The organism is Citrobacter sp. wls613 (assembly GCF_005281195.1).
In the GTDB taxonomy this organism is placed as follows: Bacteria; Pseudomonadota; Gammaproteobacteria; order Enterobacterales; family Enterobacteriaceae; genus Citrobacter; species Citrobacter gillenii.
In genome coordinates this window covers 1-17,431 of sequence record NZ_SZXN01000055.1, presented here as the reverse complement: position 1 = coordinate 17,431, position 17,431 = coordinate 1, and the positions used below count along the sequence as shown (strand labels likewise).

General features: G+C 53.0%; 17 protein-coding genes. 9 read left to right on the top strand and 8 right to left on the bottom strand.

The annotated features are described in order from the left end of the window. Positions 1–26 precede the first annotated feature (26 nt). The 5 genes from dnaE to tilS all read left to right on the top strand — a co-directional run bounded on the left by dnaE (position 27) and on the right by tilS (position 8,528). Positions 27–3,509: a DNA polymerase III subunit alpha gene (dnaE, locus tag FDX01_RS09575; RefSeq protein WP_096758228.1), complete on the top strand. Its 3,483-nt coding sequence runs from the start codon at positions 27–29 to the stop codon at positions 3,507–3,509. A gap of 12 nt (positions 3,510–3,521) precedes the next feature. After that, complete coding sequence (gene accA, locus FDX01_RS09570; RefSeq protein ID WP_096758227.1) at positions 3,522–4,481, top strand: acetyl-CoA carboxylase carboxyl transferase subunit alpha; 960 nt, start codon at positions 3,522–3,524, stop codon at positions 4,479–4,481. A 99-nt stretch (positions 4,482–4,580) separates the two neighbouring features. After that, the gene (ldcC, locus tag FDX01_RS09565) at positions 4,581–6,731 is read left to right on the top strand and encodes a lysine decarboxylase LdcC (RefSeq protein WP_137361973.1); all 2,151 of its coding nucleotides are present in this window, start codon (positions 4,581–4,583) and stop codon (positions 6,729–6,731) included. Positions 6,732–6,784: 53 nt separating this feature from the next. After that, positions 6,785–7,174 carry a VOC family protein gene (locus tag FDX01_RS09560; RefSeq protein WP_137399690.1) on the top strand — a complete coding sequence of 130 codons (390 nt, stop codon included), beginning with the start codon at positions 6,785–6,787 and terminating at the stop codon, positions 7,172–7,174. A gap of 61 nt (positions 7,175–7,235) precedes the next feature. Next, positions 7,236–8,528, top strand: coding sequence for a tRNA lysidine(34) synthetase TilS (gene tilS, locus FDX01_RS09555; protein WP_137399689.1), 1,293 nt, complete (start codon positions 7,236–7,238; stop codon positions 8,526–8,528). 83 nt (positions 8,529–8,611) lie between these two features. Here the strand turns inward: tilS and rof are convergent, their stop codons facing one another. Then, positions 8,612–8,872, bottom strand: coding sequence for a Rho-binding antiterminator (rof, locus tag FDX01_RS09545; protein ID WP_096758223.1), 261 nt, complete (start codon positions 8,870–8,872; stop codon positions 8,612–8,614). After that, the gene (locus FDX01_RS09540) at positions 8,859–9,059 is read right to left on the bottom strand and encodes a YaeP family protein (protein ID WP_096758222.1); all 201 of its coding nucleotides are present in this window, start codon (positions 9,057–9,059) and stop codon (positions 8,859–8,861) included. Before FDX01_RS09540 ends, rof begins: the two co-directional genes overlap by 14 nt. 188 nt (positions 9,060–9,247) lie before the next feature. Here FDX01_RS09540 and FDX01_RS09535 point away from each other — a divergent pair, with 188 nt between their 5' ends. Genes FDX01_RS09535 through nlpE form a run of 3 tightly spaced genes read left to right on the top strand, consistent with a single transcriptional unit; the run spans position 9,248 to position 10,942 of the window. Continuing rightward, on the top strand, positions 9,248–9,790 hold the full coding sequence (locus FDX01_RS09535; RefSeq protein ID WP_137399688.1) for a YaeQ family protein: 543 nt from the start codon (positions 9,248–9,250) through the stop codon (positions 9,788–9,790). After that, entirely contained in the window at positions 9,790–10,212 is a 423-nt protein-coding gene (gene arfB / locus FDX01_RS09530) for an alternative ribosome rescue aminoacyl-tRNA hydrolase ArfB (RefSeq protein ID WP_096758220.1), read from the top strand. Before FDX01_RS09535 ends, arfB begins: the two co-directional genes overlap by 1 nt. A 31-nt stretch (positions 10,213–10,243) precedes the next feature. Next, on the top strand, positions 10,244–10,942 hold the full coding sequence (gene nlpE / locus FDX01_RS09525) for an envelope stress response activation lipoprotein NlpE (protein ID WP_115259383.1): 699 nt from the start codon (positions 10,244–10,246) through the stop codon (positions 10,940–10,942). A gap of 41 nt (positions 10,943–10,983) precedes the next feature. Here nlpE and proS read toward each other — a convergent pair whose 3' ends face one another. From proS to metN, 6 genes are all read right to left on the bottom strand, one after another. Continuing rightward, positions 10,984–12,702, bottom strand: a complete 1,719-nt coding sequence (gene proS, locus FDX01_RS09520; RefSeq protein WP_137399687.1) for a proline--tRNA ligase — start codon at positions 12,700–12,702, stop codon at positions 10,984–10,986. Between the two features lie 110 nt (positions 12,703–12,812). Beyond that, complete coding sequence (gene tsaA / locus FDX01_RS09515; RefSeq protein WP_137399686.1) at positions 12,813–13,520, bottom strand: tRNA (N6-threonylcarbamoyladenosine(37)-N6)-methyltransferase TrmO; 708 nt, start codon at positions 13,518–13,520, stop codon at positions 12,813–12,815. Continuing rightward, positions 13,517–13,921, bottom strand: coding sequence for an Rcs stress response system protein RcsF (rcsF, locus tag FDX01_RS09510; RefSeq protein WP_096758216.1), 405 nt, complete (start codon positions 13,919–13,921; stop codon positions 13,517–13,519). The genes tsaA and rcsF overlap by 4 nt, the downstream gene beginning before the upstream one ends. Before the next feature lie 116 nt (positions 13,922–14,037). Continuing rightward, positions 14,038–14,853, bottom strand: coding sequence for a methionine ABC transporter substrate-binding lipoprotein MetQ (gene metQ, locus FDX01_RS09505; RefSeq protein ID WP_096758215.1), 816 nt, complete (start codon positions 14,851–14,853; stop codon positions 14,038–14,040). A 45-nt stretch (positions 14,854–14,898) separates the two neighbouring features. Then, entirely contained in the window at positions 14,899–15,552 is a 654-nt protein-coding gene (locus FDX01_RS09500) for a methionine ABC transporter permease MetI (RefSeq protein WP_003018471.1), read from the bottom strand. Next, complete coding sequence (gene metN, locus FDX01_RS09495; protein WP_096758214.1) at positions 15,545–16,576, bottom strand: methionine ABC transporter ATP-binding protein MetN; 1,032 nt, start codon at positions 16,574–16,576, stop codon at positions 15,545–15,547. Before metN ends, FDX01_RS09500 begins: the two co-directional genes overlap by 8 nt. A 189-nt stretch (positions 16,577–16,765) precedes the next feature. Between metN and gmhB the strand changes: the two genes are divergently transcribed. Beyond that, positions 16,766–17,332, top strand: a complete 567-nt coding sequence (gene gmhB, locus FDX01_RS09490; RefSeq protein ID WP_115259377.1) for a D-glycero-beta-D-manno-heptose 1,7-bisphosphate 7-phosphatase — start codon at positions 16,766–16,768, stop codon at positions 17,330–17,332. Positions 17,333–17,431 lie beyond the last annotated feature (99 nt).

Genomic DNA, 17,431 nt, shown 5'->3' with positions numbered 1-17,431 from the left:
AAGAATAAGTAAACCGGAATCTGAAGATGTCTGAACCACGTTTCGTCCACCTGCGGGTGCACAGCGACTACTCCATGATTGATGGGTTGGCAAAAACGGGGCCGCTGGTGAAAAAGGCGGCCGCGTTGGGCATGCCTGCACTGGCGATCACCGATTTTACCAACCTGTGTGGTTTGGTGAAGTTTTACGGAGCGGGTCACGGTGCGGGCATTAAACCGATTGTTGGTGCTGATTTTCATGTCCGTAGCGAGCAGTTTGGCGACGAGTTGACGCAACTAACGGTGCTGGCGGCCAATAATACGGGCTATCAGAATCTGACGTTGTTGATATCAAAAGCCTATCAACGTGGCTATGGATCCGAAGGACCGGTCATCGACAGAGACTGGTTGCTTGATTTAAAAGAAGGCTTAATTTTACTTTCCGGTGGTCGCATGGGCGACGTCGGACGGAGCTTGCTACGCGGTAACAGCGCGCTGGTTGATGAGTGCGTCACGTTTTATGAAGAACATTTCCCCGATTGTTATTTTCTGGAACTGATCCGTACCGGCAGGCAGGACGAAGAGAATTATTTGCATGCCGCAGTGGCGCTGGCCGAAACGCGGGGTCTGCCGGTGGTGGCGACCAACGATGTTCGCTTCCTTGAAACCGGAGATTTTGACGCGCATGAGATCCGCGTGGCGATCCATGATGGTTTCACACTCGATGATCCGAAACGTCCGCGCAACTATTCGCCGCAGCAGTATATGCGCAGCGAAGAAGAGATGTGCGAGCTGTTTTCCGACATTCCGGAAGCGCTGCAAAATACCGTCGAGATAGCCAAGCGCTGTAACGTGACGGTGCGTCTGGGTGAATACTTCCTGCCGCAGTTCCCGACCGGAGATATGACCACCGAAGACTATCTGGTTAAAAAATCGAAAGAAGGTCTGGAAGAGCGTCTGGCGTTTTTGTTCCCGGATGAAGCCGAACGCAAAGAGAAGCGCCCACCTTACGACGAACGCCTGGACATTGAACTTCAGGTTATCAACCAGATGGGGTTCCCGGGCTACTTCCTGATCGTCATGGAGTTTATCCAGTGGTCGAAAGACAACGGCGTGCCGGTCGGACCTGGCCGTGGTTCCGGTGCCGGCTCACTGGTGGCCTATGCGCTAAAAATTACCGATCTCGATCCGCTGGAATTTGACCTGCTGTTCGAACGTTTCCTTAACCCGGAACGTGTCTCGATGCCTGACTTCGACGTTGACTTCTGTATGGAGAAACGCGACCAGGTGATTGAACACGTGGCGGAAATGTATGGTCGTGACGCGGTATCACAGATTATTACCTTCGGTACGATGGCCGCAAAAGCGGTTATCCGCGACGTGGGCCGCGTACTGGGGCATCCGTACGGGTTTGTCGACAGGATTTCTAAACTGGTGCCACCCGATCCGGGGATGACGCTGGCAAAAGCCTTTGAGGCAGAGCCGCAGTTGCCAGAAATCTACGAGGCGGACGAAGAGGTCAGGGCGCTGATCGACATGGCGCGTAAGCTGGAAGGCGTCACGCGTAATGCCGGTAAGCATGCGGGCGGCGTGGTTATTGCGCCCACTAAAATTACCGACTTTGCTCCGCTCTATTGTGATGAAGAAGGTCTTCATCCGGTCACTCAGTTTGATAAAAACGACGTGGAATACGCCGGGTTGGTTAAGTTTGACTTCCTGGGTCTGCGTACGCTGACGATCATTGACTGGGCGCTGAAAATGATCAACCCACGTCGGGCAAAGCAGGGACTGGAGCCGATTGACATCGCCGCCATCCCGCTCGACGATAAAAAATGTTTTGATATGCTGCAGCGCTCGGAGACAACCGCCGTCTTCCAGCTTGAATCTCGCGGCATGAAGGATCTGATCAAACGCCTGCAGCCTGACTGCTTCGAAGATATGATAGCCCTGGTGGCGTTGTTCCGCCCTGGCCCACTGCAGTCGGGAATGGTAGATAACTTTATCGACCGCAAGCACGGGCGAGAAGAGATATCCTACCCGGATGTACAATGGCAGCATGAGTGCCTGAAACCTGTTCTGGAGCCGACGTACGGCATTATCCTGTATCAGGAACAGGTCATGCAGATTGCCCAGGAACTGTCTGGTTATACTCTTGGCGGCGCGGATATGCTGCGCCGTGCGATGGGTAAGAAAAAGCCGGAAGAAATGGCCAAGCAGCGCGGCACCTTTGAAGAAGGGGCGAGAAAGCGCGGCGTAGACGGTGAGCTGGCGATCAAAATCTTTGACCTGGTGGAGAAATTCGCCGGGTACGGGTTTAACAAATCGCACTCCGCAGCCTATGCGTTGGTGTCTTACCAGACGCTATGGTTGAAAACGCATTACCCCGCCGAGTTTATGGCCGCGGTAATGACCGCCGATATGGATAACACTGAGAAAGTGGTCGGGCTGGTGGATGAATGCTGGCGTATGGGGCTGAAAATCCTGCCGCCGGATATCAACTCCGGGCTGTATCATTTCCACGTAAATGATGATGGCGAGATTGTGTATGGCATCGGCGCGATAAAAGGCGTGGGTGAAGGCCCCATTGAAGCTATTATTGAAGCGCGTAACAAAGGTGGCTATTTCCGCGAGCTGTTCGATCTCTGTGCCCGTACGGATATCAAAAAGCTAAACCGCCGGGTGCTGGAAAAACTGATCATGTCCGGGGCGTTTGACCGCCTTGGCCCGCATCGCGCCGCACTGATGAATTCGCTGAACGACGCGCTTAAAGCCGCCGATCAGCACGCAAAAGCCGAAGCCATCGGTCAGGCCGATATGTTTGGCGTTCTGGCCGAAGAGCCGGAACAGATTGAACAATCCTATGCCAACTGCACGCCGTGGCCGGAGCAGGTGGTATTAGATGGTGAGCGTGAAACGTTAGGGCTTTACCTGACGGGACACCCCATCAACCAGTATTTAAAAGAAATTGAGCGCTATGTCGGAGGCCACAGGCTGAAAGACATGCATCCGACAGAACGTGGTAAAGTTACCACGGCTGCGGGGCTCGTCATTGCTGCGCGGGTAATGGTCACCAAGCGCGGCAATCGTATCGGCATCTGCACGCTGGATGACCGTTCCGGGCGTCTGGAAGTGATGTTATTTACCGATGCCCTGGATAAATACCAGCATTTGCTGGAAAAAGACCGCATACTTATCGTCAGCGGACAGGTCAGCTTTGATGACTTCAGCGGTGGGCTTAAAATGATGGCCCGTGAAGTCATGGATATTGACGAAGCCCGGGAAAAATACGCTCGCGGGCTTGCTATCTCGCTGACGGACAGGCAAATTGATGACCAGCTTTTAAACCGACTCCGTCAGTCTCTGGAACCCCACCGCTCGGGGACAATTCCAGTACATCTCTACTATCAGAGGGCGGATGCACGTGCGCGGTTGCGTTTTGGCGCAACGTGGCGTGTCTCTCCGAGCGATCGTTTACTGAACGATCTCCGTGGCCTTATTGGTTCGGAGCAGGTGGAACTGGAGTTTGACTAATACAGGAATACTATGAGTCTGAATTTCCTTGATTTTGAACAGCCGATTGCAGAGCTGGAAGCAAAAATCGATTCTCTGACTGCGGTGAGCCGTCAGGATGAGAAACTGGATATTAACATCGATGAAGAAGTGCATCGCCTGCGTGAAAAAAGCGTAGAACTGACGCGCAAAATCTTTGCCGATCTTGGCGCATGGCAGGTAGCCCAGCTGGCTCGCCATCCACAGCGTCCGTACACCCTGGATTACGTCCGCCTGGCGTTTGATGAATTTGATGAGCTGGCGGGCGATCGTGCCTACGCGGATGATAAAGCTATCGTCGGCGGCATCGCGCGTCTTGATGGTCGTCCAGTGATGATCATTGGTCATCAGAAAGGCCGCGAGACCAAAGAAAAAATTCGTCGTAACTTCGGCATGCCAGCACCGGAAGGCTATCGCAAAGCGCTGCGCCTGATGGAAATGGCCGAACGTTTCAAGATGCCGATCATTACCTTCATTGACACCCCTGGGGCTTATCCGGGCGTGGGTGCGGAAGAACGCGGTCAGTCTGAAGCGATTGCGCGTAACCTGCGTGAAATGTCACGTCTGAGCGTACCAGTTATCTGCACCGTTATCGGCGAAGGTGGCTCCGGTGGCGCGTTGGCGATCGGCGTGGGCGATAAAGTGAATATGCTGCAATACAGCACCTATTCTGTTATCTCCCCGGAAGGCTGTGCATCCATTCTGTGGAAAAGCGCAGACAAAGCGCCGTTGGCGGCAGAAGCGATGGGCATTATTGCCCCGCGTCTGAAAGAGCTGAAGCTGATCGATTCTATCGTACCGGAACCGCTGGGCGGGGCGCATCGTAATCCAGAAGTCATGGCTGCGTCGCTGAAAGCACAGCTGCTGGCCGATCTGGCCGATCTCGATGTGTTAAGTACGGAAGAGCTGAAAAATCGCCGTTACCAGCGACTGATGAGCTACGGTTACGCGTAAACTGCATATATTCTGAAAAGGGCCACAACGCTGTGGCCCTTTTTTTTACCTGCGGTTTGACCAGGCTATGATTAACTAAGGTTTTTCCAGGAGGAACGCATGAATATCATTGCCATCATGGGACCGCATGGCGTCTTTTATAAAGATGAGCCCATCAAGGAACTTGAACGTGCACTACTGCAGCAGGGATTTCAGATTATCTGGCCGCAGAATAGCGTCGACCTGCTGAAATTTATTGAGCATAACCCGCGAATTTGCGGCGTCATTTTTGACTGGGATGAGTACAGCCTGGAGCTGTGTAGCGATATCAACCAGCTTAACGAATACCTGCCACTTTACGCCTTTATCAATACCCATTCGACGATGGATGTCAGCGCACACGACCTGCGCATGGCGCTGTGGTTTTTCGAGTATGCTCTAGGCCAGTCTGACGATATTGCCACCCGTATTCGCCAGTACACCAATGAATACCTCGATAACATCACTCCGCCGTTTACCAAGGCGTTGTTCACCTACGTGAAAGAAGGGAAGTATACCTTCTGTACGCCGGGGCACATGGCGGGGACGGCATACCAAAAGAGTCCAGTGGGCTGCCTGTTCTATGACTTTTTTGGCGGCAATACGCTCAAGGCCGACGTCTCCATTTCCGTGACCGAACTGGGGTCGCTGCTGGACCATACTGGCCCGCACCTGGAGGCCGAAGAGTATATCGCCCGCACCTTTGGGGCAGAGCAGAGCTATATGGTGACGAATGGCACCTCGACGTCGAATAAAATTGTCGGTATGTATGCAGCCCCGACTGGAAGTACGCTACTGATCGATCGTAACTGTCATAAATCACTGGCGCATTTGCTGATGATGAGCGACGTGGTACCCATCTGGCTGAAGCCCACGCGTAATGCGCTGGGTATTCTTGGCGGCATACCTAAACGTGAATTTACCCGTGAGAGTATTGAGCGCAAAGTCGGAGAGACCGCCCAGGCCCAGTGGCCAGTACATGCGGTGATCACCAACTCTACCTACGACGGTCTGCTGTATAACACCAACTGGATCAAACAGACGTTGGACGTGCCGTCTATTCACTTTGACTCGGCCTGGGTGCCCTACACCCATTTTCACCCGATCTATCAGGGGAAAAGCGGCATGAGCGGCGAACGAGTACCTGGTAAGGTTATCTTTGAAACCCAGTCGACCCACAAGATGCTGGCGGCGCTGTCGCAGGCCTCTCTGATCCACATTAAAGGTGACTACGATGAAGAGACCTTTAATGAAGCCTTTATGATGCATACCTCGACGTCGCCGAGCTACCCGATTGTCGCGTCAATAGAAACGGCGGCGGCAATGCTGCGCGGCAACTCAGGCAAGCGCTTAATCAATCGCTCCGTTGAGCGTGCGCTGCATTTTCGCAAAGAAGTACAGCGACTGCGGGAAGAATCGGACGGCTGGTTCTTTGATATCTGGCAGCCGGAAAAGGTGGATGAAGCGGAATGCTGGCCCGTAGCGCCGGGTGAAGACTGGCATGGGTTTACCGATGCCGACGCCGACCACATGTTCCTCGATCCGGTGAAAGTGACTATTCTGACACCGGGGATGGATGAACAGGGAAACATGAGTGACGAAGGGATCCCGGCGGCGCTGGTGGCGAAATTCCTCGACGAACGCGGTGTCGTGGTGGAGAAAACGGGTCCGTATAATCTGTTATTTTTGTTCAGCATTGGCATTGATAAAACCCGGGCGATGGGGTTGCTGCGCGGGCTGACAGAGTTCAAACGATCGTACGATCTGAATTTGCGTGTGAAGAATATGCTGCCAGATTTGTATGCTGAAGATCCGGATTTCTATCGCAATATGCGTATTCAGGATCTGGCACAGGGGATCCATAATCTGATCCGCCAACACGATCTCTCCGGGCTAATGCTACGGGCATTTGACACCCTACCGGAAATGAAAATGACGCCACATCAGGCCTGGCAGCGGCAGATCAAAGGCGAGGTGGAGACGGTGACGCTTGACCAACTGGTGGGGCGCATTTCTGCAAATATGATCCTGCCTTATCCTCCCGGCGTACCGTTGCTGATGCCGGGGGAAATGATCACCGAAGACAGCCGGGCGGTGCTCGATTTCCTGTTGATGCTGTGTTCTGTCGGCCATCATTATCCCGGATTCGACACGGATATTCATGGCGCTAAACTGGGTGAGGACGGCGTGTACCGTGTGAGAGTCCTAAAAATGGCATCGCAGCTTGCCTGAACCGACCGCGGACGAGTAACGTGCGAAAAGAAAACTAAAGAGGCTAAGACGCTATGCTGGGATTAAAACAGGTTCACCATATTGCCATTATTGCGACGGACTACGCGGTGAGTAAGGCATTTTACTGCGACGTGCTGGGCTTTACGCTGATGAGCGAGTTCTACCGGGAAGAGCGTGACTCCTGGAAAGGCGATCTGGCGCTGAACGGGCAGTACGTGATTGAGCTTTTTTCTTTTCCATTTCCACCTTGCCGTCCCAGTCGACCGGAAGCCTGCGGGTTACGCCATCTGGCGTTCAGCGTGGATGATGTGGAAAAGGCGATAGCCCATCTGGAAAATCATAATGTGAAATGTGAGGCAGTACGTGTCGACCCCTTTACCGGCAAACGTTTTACTTTTTTCAACGATCCGGATGGATTACCGCTTGAATTATACGAGCAGTAAGGCTTGTCATTGTAACGGTAGCCCGGTAACGTGCCGGGCAATACCCTAGTAAGTACTCATCATGACGACACTCACACTAAACACTTCACTTCTGACATCTCCCCATATCCTGGTGGCCTTTAGCGGTGGCCTCGACTCGACCGTGCTGTTGCACCAACTGGTGCTGTGGCGAAAACAACACCCCGACGTCGTGCTACGCGCTATCCACATCCACCATGGATTGAGTCCGCACGCAGACGAATGGGTGACGCACTGCGAATCGGTTTGTGCACAATGGCAGGTGCCGCTGGTGGTTGAACGGGTGCATCTTCAGGATGACGGGCTGGGGATAGAGGCGCAGGCCCGGCGGGCGCGCTATCAGGCTTTTGCCCGGACGCTGCTGCCGGGTGAAGTGCTGATGGCCGCCCAGCATCTTGATGACCAGTGTGAAACCTTTTTGCTGGCGCTCAAACGCGGCAGCGGCCCGGCCGGGCTTTCTGCAATGGGGGAAAGTTCACCGTTTGCTGGGACCCAGCTTATTCGCCCGCTATTGGCGCAAACGCGTGACGCGCTTGAACGCTGGGCGTTGGAGCATGGACTACGCTGGATTGAAGATGAAAGCAATCAGGATGATGCCTACGATCGCAATTTTCTGCGGCTACGTATAATCCCGCAACTGCAACAGCGCTGGCCGCACTTTGCTGACGCGGCGGCCCGCAGTGCGGTGCTGTGTGCCGAGCAGGAACGTTTGTTGGATGAGTTACTTGCCAATGATTTAGCGGAGTGTGTCACCGAGCAGGACACCCTTTTAGTTGAGCCATTAATGACGATGAGCGATGTACGACGTGCTGCGCTGCTTCGTCGCTGGCTGGCAGGGCTGAATGCACCGATGCCATCCCGGGATGCGCTGGCACGAATCTGGCAGGAAGTGGTGCTGGCGCGGGAAGATGCTGCGCCGTGCTTGTGCGTAGGCGAATATGAAATTCGCCGCTATCAGTCACAGCTGTGGTGGGTGAAATCTGTTACCGGGCAAAGTGAAACTGTCATCCCGTGGTCATGCTGGCAAACACCGCTGACGCTGCCTGCCGGGCTGGGAGACGTACAGTTACTCCCAACGGGAAAATTACGTATGCCGCACGTGGGTGAACCGGTCAGTATTCGCTTTAAAGCGCCCGGGTTATTACACATTGTCGGGCGTAACGGTGGGCGTAAGCTCAAAAAAATATGGCAGGAGCAGGGAATTCCGCCCTGGCGACGCGATACCACGCCGTTACTGTTTTACGGCGAAACGCTGATTGCGGCAGCCGGTGTCTTTGTTACGCGGGAAGGACTGGCGGAAGGGGAAGAAGGCGTGAATCTGGTATGGCATGCCTGATGGCGCTGCGCTTATCAGGCCTACGTATCGCATGGAAAGTAGGCAGGATAAGGTGCTTGCACCGCCATCCGGCAACAAAATAATCAGGATTCGCTAACCACCACGGTACCGATTTCCGGGTGGCTGAAGCTGGCAATCTTGTCGAGACGAAGCTCACGTGATTCTCCAGAGACGTCTGCAACCAGATATTCCACATTTTTGCGTGAAACCAGGTCATTGGCTTTCGCCTGCAGCACTTCGCCATCTTTCAGCGCCAGCGTCAGTAATAAATGGTGCTGGCAGGCGAGCTCAAGATTGTCGTAATCATCACAGTTAATGGGTTGATACGTTTCATTCATTGACATAATCGCTCACCAGTAAGTTCGCGGCAGCATAGGCCGCTTTTTCTCTGACCGACTCTGAAAGGGCGCTGTCTTCCGCCACTTCATTCAGCACTTTCAATACGCAACCCAGCGCATCCGGGACATACCCTAAGTCTCCGCTGGCGATTTCCGCGTACCGCTTGCGTATTAACTCACAATATTTTTCCACATGCCCTCCTGTCAGTACTCTGACTTAACCGTGGATGCAAGTCTAAGCCTACGAAGATAAACTCTGTTTAGCAAGGTGACTATACCATACTCATTCAAGCAATATCAGCGCCTTGATAGAAGAGCTGTTAGCAGCCTTTTGGCGTAGTTTTCGCTACAATGTGCGCCTGATTCGAAAGGAGTTCTCTCATGGCGCTTAAAGCGACAATTTATAAAGCCGTTGTCAACGTGGCGGATCTTGACCGCAACCAGTTTCTTGACGCGGCATTGACGCTGGCGCGTCACCCTTCTGAAACCCAGGAACGCATGATGCTGCGCCTGTTGGCATGGATTAAATATGCCAATGAGCGGTTACAGTTTACGCGGGGCTTGAGCGCAGAAGATGAGCCAGAAGCATGGCTGCGTAACGATCATCTGGGCATTGATTTATGGATTGAACTCGGCCTGCCGGATGAGCGTCGGGTTAAGAAGGCCTGTACTCAGTCTGGGGAAGTTGCTCTGTTTACCTATAACAGTCGGGCGGCGCAAATCTGGTGGCAGCAAAACCAGAATAAGTGCGCACAGTTTAAAAATTTGACTGTCTGGTATCTGGATGACGAACAGCTGGCGCAGCTGAGCGACTTTGCCGGGCGTACTATGACGTTGCAGGCGACCATCCAAGATGGGGCTATCTGGTTGTCAGACTCTCAGAACAATCTGGAAATTCATCTGACCGCGTGGCAGCAGCGTTGATGATCGTTCTCTCCCGAAACGTCTCTATCCCTGATAATGAGCTGGAAATCACGGCTATCCGGGCACAGGGTGCGGGTGGGCAGCACGTTAATAAGACCTCGACGGCCATCCATTTGCGCTTTGACATTCGGGCCTCTGGCCTGCCAGAGTATTACAAGGAACGCTTGCTGGCGGCCAGTCATCATCTGATCACTGCCGACGGTGTCATCATCATTAAGGCGCAGGAATATCGCAGTCAGGAACTCAACCGGGAAGCGGCTCTGGCCAGGCTGGTGGCGTTGATTAAAGAATTAACCGCAGTGCAAAAAAGCCGCCAGGCAACGCGTCCTACGCGCGCCTCGAAAGAGCGCCGGTTGTCATCGAAGGCGCAAAAATCCACCGTGAAGGCGCTGCGCGGGAAAGTTCGTCGTTCGCAGGACTGACGAACAGGAATAAAAAAATCATAAGGATTTTATAGTGAAAACAGCAATATTGTCAGTGGTCGCTGTATGCACGCTCTTTTCCTTGATCGGCTGTAATAATCGTACTGACGTCGAAGCATTGCAGTCGACGCGGGCGGCAGAATTAAAACCGATGCAGCAAAGTTGGCGTGGCATCTTGCCCTGCGCCGACTGCGAAGGGATTGAAACCTCGCTGTTCCTGGAAAAAGACGGGACCTGGGTGATGAACGAACGGTATCAGGGCGTACGGGATGAACCGTCTTCCTTTGCCTCCTATGGCACCTGGGCACGTACGGCGGATAAGCTGGTGTTGACCGACAGCAAAGGTGAGAAGTCTTACTACCGGGCAAAAGGTGAGGCGCTGGAAATGCTCGATCGTGAAGGTAATCCGATCGAATCGCAGTTCAACTATACCCTTGAGCCGGTGTCAGCCAGTTTGCCCGTCACGCCAATGCCGATGCGTGGGATGTATTTCTACATGGCGGATGCGGCTGTCTTTACCGACTGTGCGACGGGCAAGCGTATGCCGGTAGCAAATAATGCCCAGCTTGAACGCGGCTATTTAGCTGCTCGCACGGAAACTGGCCAATCGGTCTTGTTGACCCTTGAAGGGCATTTCACGCAGGAGGCGAACCCGGATACGGGCGAGAAGGTGAAAACGCTGATGGCGGATAAAGACGCGAAGTTTATACCCGGTAAAGGGTGTAATTAATCTCTGAAAAAAGGCCCTGATGATCAGGGCCTTTTGCTGTATCAGCCTTTAATGGCTTTAATCAGATAGTCGACGATGTCGCCGGTTTTAATCAGCTGTTTCTCGCCGTGACGACGGTATTTGTATTCGATATCATCGTTATCGAGGTTACGGTCGCCCAGCACGATGGTGTGCGGAATACCGATCAGTTCCATATCGGCAAACATCACGCCTGGACGCTCTTTACGATCGTCCATCAGCACTTCGATACCCTGCGCACGCAGCTCTGCGTAAAGCTTCTCAGCCAGTTCCTGCACGCGGTAGGATTTGTGCATGTTCATCGGCAGAATCGCCACCTGGAACGGTGCGATGGCGTCCGGCCATACAATGCCGCGATCGTCAAAGTTCTGTTCAATAGCGGCAGCAACAACGCGAGTCACCCCGATACCGTAGCAGCCCATGGTCAGAATCTGGTTACGACCATCTTCGCCCTGAACGGAAGCTTTCATTGCTTCAGAGTACTTGGTACCCAACTGGAAGATGTGACCCACTTCGATACCGCGTTTAATCAGTAGTGTGCCTTTGCCGTCCGGGCTCGGGTCGCCAGCAACGACGTTACGGATGTCAGCCACTTCTGGCGTGGCGACATCACGATCCCAGTTAATACCGAAATAGTGTTTACCGTCGATGTTAGCACCTGCTGCGAAGTCGCTCATGACCGCAACGGTACGATCGATAACTACCGGGATTGGCATGTTCACTGGACCGAGCGAGCCAGGACCTGCTTTGACTACGGCACGAATTTCTTCTTCGGTGGCGAAGGTCAGTGGGCTGGCAACCTGCGGCAGTTTTTCTGCTTTGACTTCGTTCAGTTCGTGATCGCCACGAACCAGCAGCGCAACCAGCGGGTAGCTGCTGCCTTCGACCGCTTTAACTAGCAGCGTTTTAACGGTTTTTTCGATCGGTAGATTGAACTGCTCAACCAGCTCAGCGATGGTTTTCGCGTTTGGCGTATCGACCAGCGTCATTTCCTGCGTGGCGGCGCCGCGCGGTTCTTTTGGTGCTACGGCTTCTGCAAATTCGATGTTGGCAGCAAAGTCGGAGCTGTCAGAGAACACCACGTCATCTTCGCCGCTCTGCGCCAGAACCTGGAATTCGTGAGAAGCGCTACCGCCGATAGAACCGGTGTCAGCCTGTACCGCACGGAAATCCAGACCCATACGGCTGAAGATCTTGCTGTACGCGGCATACATTGCGTCGTAGGTTTCTTGCAAAGATTCCTGAGTCGTATGGAAAGAGTACGCATCTTTCATCAGGAATTCACGGGAGCGCATGACGCCGAAACGCGGACGCACTTCGTCACGGAATTTAGTCTGGATCTGGTAGAAGTTCAGCGGCAGCTGTTTGTAGGAGCTGAGCTCGTTACGGATCAGGTCGGTGATCACTTCTTCATGCGTTGGGCCGAGTACGAATGGACGATCGCCGCGGTCAGCAATACGCAGCAGTTCCGGGCCGTACTGTTCCCAACGGCCGCTCTCTTCCCACAGTTCAGAAGGCTGAACTACCGGCATTAACACCTCGATAGCACCGGCGTTGTTCATCTCTTCACGCACGATGTTTTCGACTTTTTTCAGGACGCGCACGCCGGTCGGCAGCCAGGTGTATAACCCGGAGGCCAGCTTGCGAATCATCCCGGCGCGCAGCATCAGCTGGTGGCTGATAACCTCGGCGTCGGCAGGTGTCTCCTTCAGAGTGGAGAGCAGATATTGGCTAGTACGCATGTTGTTACGGTTCCAGTTGAACGATCGAACAGGCTCAACGCGAGCCTGACACAAAAAAAGTGGTTTAGTTTACCAGCGAGAAAGGGATGTCAAAAGAGAAGGGCGCGAAATTACCGGGGTTCGAGCGCAAAGACTTCGAAACCCTCTGCCGTCACGCGCCAGCGCACGTTGAAATCGTGTAGCCAGACGGCGTACGTTTTGCCTGTCTCTTCACCCTTACGATACGCAGGACGCGGGTCCTGTGCCAGCACTTCACCAATAAATGTTTTTAGCAGCGGATAACGTTTTTCCAGCATCAGAAATTGTTGCTCAACCTCAGGGGTGAAACCGACCGCCATTTCCGCGACTGGCGCATGCTGTGCATAGCTGGCGGTGGCATCGGGTAGTGCTTCAGCAAATGGCAGGTAGGGCTTGATATCGACCACCGGAGTTCCGTCGACCAGATCCAGACTGCCCAGTTGTAGGACAACGTTATCTTTCTGGCAGACAATGCCTTTTAGTTCGACCAGCGACATGCCGACAGGGTTAGGGCGAAAGGTCGAACGTGTGGCAAAGACGCCCATTCTGGCGTTGCCGCCAAGTCGAGGAGGGCGCACGGTTGGCCGCCATCCACCTTCCATTGTCTGGTGAAAAACAAATATCACCCACAAATGGCTAAATGCTTCCAGGCCGCGAACGGTATCGGCCTGGTTATACGGTGCGAGCAAATGCAGTTCGCCGTTGGCACTTTTCACCAGACCAGGCTGGCGTGGAACGGCGAATTTTTCTTTATAGGGAGAGCGTATAACGCCTATTTGCTCGAACTGAAAGTGGCTCATTTCGTCGAAATATTCAGTGCAGAACCAATGCAAACCGCCTGACGGTAGCAACCCGGTGTTCCGCTGGTCACTTCGCAGCTGTGCAGCAATACCGCATTCGCTTTCATTTTAGAGGCATTTATCTGCATGCGTTTGCGTGCGGTTGGAATGCTTGGAGGAGAATCCTGGTTTGATGCCTGGCAGGATTCACCGCTGACTTCACCCAGATCGCGGAATGGTTTACCGACCAGATCTTCAGCGTTGGTGATAATTCTTACCGGTGTGGCACGCGGTGCTTTTGGTTTTTCTGGCTCCACTTTCGGCGGGGTCGTAGTGCTTTGAACGGGTTCAACAGGGGATCTGCTTAACATAGAACAGCCGCTCAACATGAGTGCTACTAAACAGATCGGTAAAGCACGCATAATATTTCCTCAATGAATGATCTAAACGTCAGATATTGAATCAGGTGCTTGCATAAATGACAAGACGGGCAAGCGCCCGTCCTGATGATATTACAGATTCTGGAAACAGCCTAAAATTACCAGCCCTTAACAGCGCCGCCATTGAAGACTTTGTTTGCCGCTTCGTAAACTTCGTCAGACTGATAAGCCTCAACGAATTTCTTCACATTCTCAGCATCTTTATTGTCTTCGCGAGTTACGATCAGGTTTACGTACGGGGAGTCTTTATCTTCAACAAAGATACCGTCTTTTGCCGGGGTCAGGCCGATCTGGCTGGCGTAGGTGGTATTGATAACCGCCAGCGCGATCTGTGCGTCGTCCAGTGAACGCGGCAGCTGTGGTGCTTCCAGCTCTACCAGCTTCAGGTTTTTCGGGTTTTCAACCACATCCAGCGCGGTTGGCAGCAGGCCAACGCCGTCTTTCAGTTTGATCAGGCCCACTTTCTGCAGCAGCAGCAGGGAACGGCCGAGGTTAGTCGGGTCGTTTGGAATCGCTACCTGAGAACCGTCCTGCAGTTCATCCAGTGATTTGATTTTTTTGGAATAGCCAGCAATGGGGTAGACGAACGTATTGCCTGCAGCAACCAGTTTGTAACCGCGATCTTTGATCTGCTGATCCAGGTATGGTTTGTGCTGGAAGGCATTGGCATCGATATCGCCTTTGCTCAGCGCTTCGTTAGGCAGGACGTAATCGTTGAACGTGACCAGTTCAACGTCCAGACCGTATTTTTCTTTCGCCACTTTCTGTGCGACTTCGGCAACCTGCTGCTCTGCGCCAACAATAACGCCCACTTTGATGTGGTTTGGATCTTTTTCATCCTGACCGCAACCCACAAGTGCCAGAGAACCGATCAGGGCTCCAACTGCCGCAAAGGTTTTGAATTTGAACGCCATGCTTATTTCCTTTTCTTAATGAGTTTTTCTGTGTTGTGTGTAACGTTACTTGTGCGTGACCGCCCGGACGATGCGATCGCCGGATAACTGAATTAAATAAACCAGAACGACAAGTAATACCAGTACTGTATTCATCACGGTAGCGTTGTATCCAATGTAACCGTATTGATAGCCAATCTGCCCAAGACCGCCCGCACCGACGGCCCCGCCCATTGCTGAGTAACCGACCAGGGTAATCAGCGTGATCGTTGCCGCATTCACCAGGCCTGGCAACGCTTCTGGTAGTAACACTTTACGCACGATCTGTAACGGCGTAGCGCCCATCGCTCTTGAGGCTTCAATCAGCCCGGTCGGGATTTCCAGCAGCGCGTTTTCTACCATTCGGGCAATAAACGGTGCGGCACCCACGGTCAGCGGGACGATAGCGGCCTGTAAACCGATCGAGGTGCCGACAATCATGCGGGTAAATGGAATCATCCATACCAGCAGTATAATGAATGGGATGGAGCGGAAAATATTGACCAGCGCTGACAGCGTACGATAGAGCTTCGCGTTCTCGATGATTTGCCCCGGGCGCGTGACGTACAGTAGTACGCCGACGGGCAGGCCAATCACAAAGCCAAAAAAACCGGACACAAAGGTCATTGCCAGCGTTTCCCATACGCCGCGAACTAGCAGCCACATCATTGGCTCAGACATAACCCAGTACCTCTACTTTTACATGGTGTTCCTGCAGCCAGTTGATGGCCGCTTGTGTATCTTCTTGTGCGCCGTGCATTTCAGTCAGCATGATGCCGAACTTGACGCCACCGGCGTAATCCATCTGCGCACTGATAATGTTGTTGTTCACATTAAAGCGGCGAGCAATTTCGGAAAGCAGTGGGGCATCGACAGAGTGGCCGGTAAACTCCATACGCAGCATCGGGACGCTATCGGCTTCTGGTTCTGCTTTTAAGCGTTCCTGATAATCTTCTGGAATATCCAGATGCAGCGTGGATTGAATGAATTTCTGCGCCAGCGGCGTTTTCGGATGTGAAAACACTTCGCTCACCGTGTCCTGCTCGATCAGTTCACCGTTACTGATAACCGCCACGCAGTCGCAAATACGTTTTACGACGTCCATCTCATGGGTAATCAGCAGGATGGTTAACCCAAGACGGCGGTTAATGTCTTTCAGTAATTCCAGAATCGAACGGGTCGTTGCCGGATCGAGTGCGCTGGTGGCCTCATCGCACAGCAATACCTTCGGTTGGCTTGCCAGAGCTCGGGCAATGGCGACACGCTGTTTCTGGCCGCCTGAAAGGTTGGCGGCATAGCTGTCGTGCTTATCGCCAAGGCCCACTAAATCCAGCAGCTCGGTAACGCGACGTTTGATCTCTTCTTTTGGGGTGTTGTCCAGCTCCAGTGGAAGCGCGACGTTACCAAATACCGTGCGGGAAGACAGCAGGTTAAAGTGCTGGAAAATCATGCCGATTTGACGGCGAGCTTTGGTCAGCTCGGATTCAGAAAGCGTAGTGAGCTCCTGACCGCCGACCTGTACACTGCCCTCCGTTGGGCGTTCAAGTAAGTTAACGCAGCGGATGAGCGTACTTTTACCGGCACCTGAGGCGCCAATAACGCCATAAATCTGTCCGGCAGGAACATGCAGGCTGACATTGTTCAGTGCCTGAATGGTGCGCGTCCCCTGCTGGAACACTTTGGTGATATTCGAAAGTTTAATCATGGGTTATTTATTATCGTAATTAAGTTAGCCGTGGCATTTTCGTCTGTCTGGTACGGTCGACGTCGTTAATAAGATGGATGTTAAGGCATCCAGACGTCTAAATCAATCTGGCTTTGCACGATGAGCACTTTCTTGCCTGCCGAAACATGCGATACTAGAGCAACATGCCTTATTCAGGAGCTATAAAAGGTGGCAAAGTCTGTACCTGCAATTTTTCTCGACCGTGACGGTACCATTAATGTGGACCACGGTTACGTACATGAGATCGACGAGTTCGAGTTTATCGACGGCGTTATTGATGCCATGCGTGAACTTAAACAGATGGGCTATGCACTTATCGTCGTGACTAACCAGTCGGGTATTGCCCGCGGTAAATTTACTGAAGCGCAGTTTGAAACGCTGACGGAGTGGATGGACTGGTCGCTGGCCGATCGTGATGTTGATCTGGATGGCATCTACTATTGTCCTCACCACCCGCAGGGAACGGTAGAAGAGTACCGCCAAGTTTGCGACTGTCGTAAACCGCATCCAGGAATGCTTCTCTCTGCGCAAGAGTTCCTGCACATAGATATGGCGGCTTCCTATATGGTGGGCGACAAAATAGAAGATATGCAGGCAGCAGCCGCTGCTAACGTTGGGACCAAAGTATTGGTGCGCACGGGTAAGCCTGTCACGCCAGAAGCAGAAAATGCGGCTGATTTAGTGATAAATAGCTTGGCTGACCTGCCATTGGCGATAAAAAAGCAGCAAAAGTAAGCGTTATGGATAAAAGGTGAGCGGTTGAAACAAAAATGCATTTTTCCGCTTGTCTTCCTGAGTCGACTCCCTATAATGCGCCTCCATCGACACGGCGGA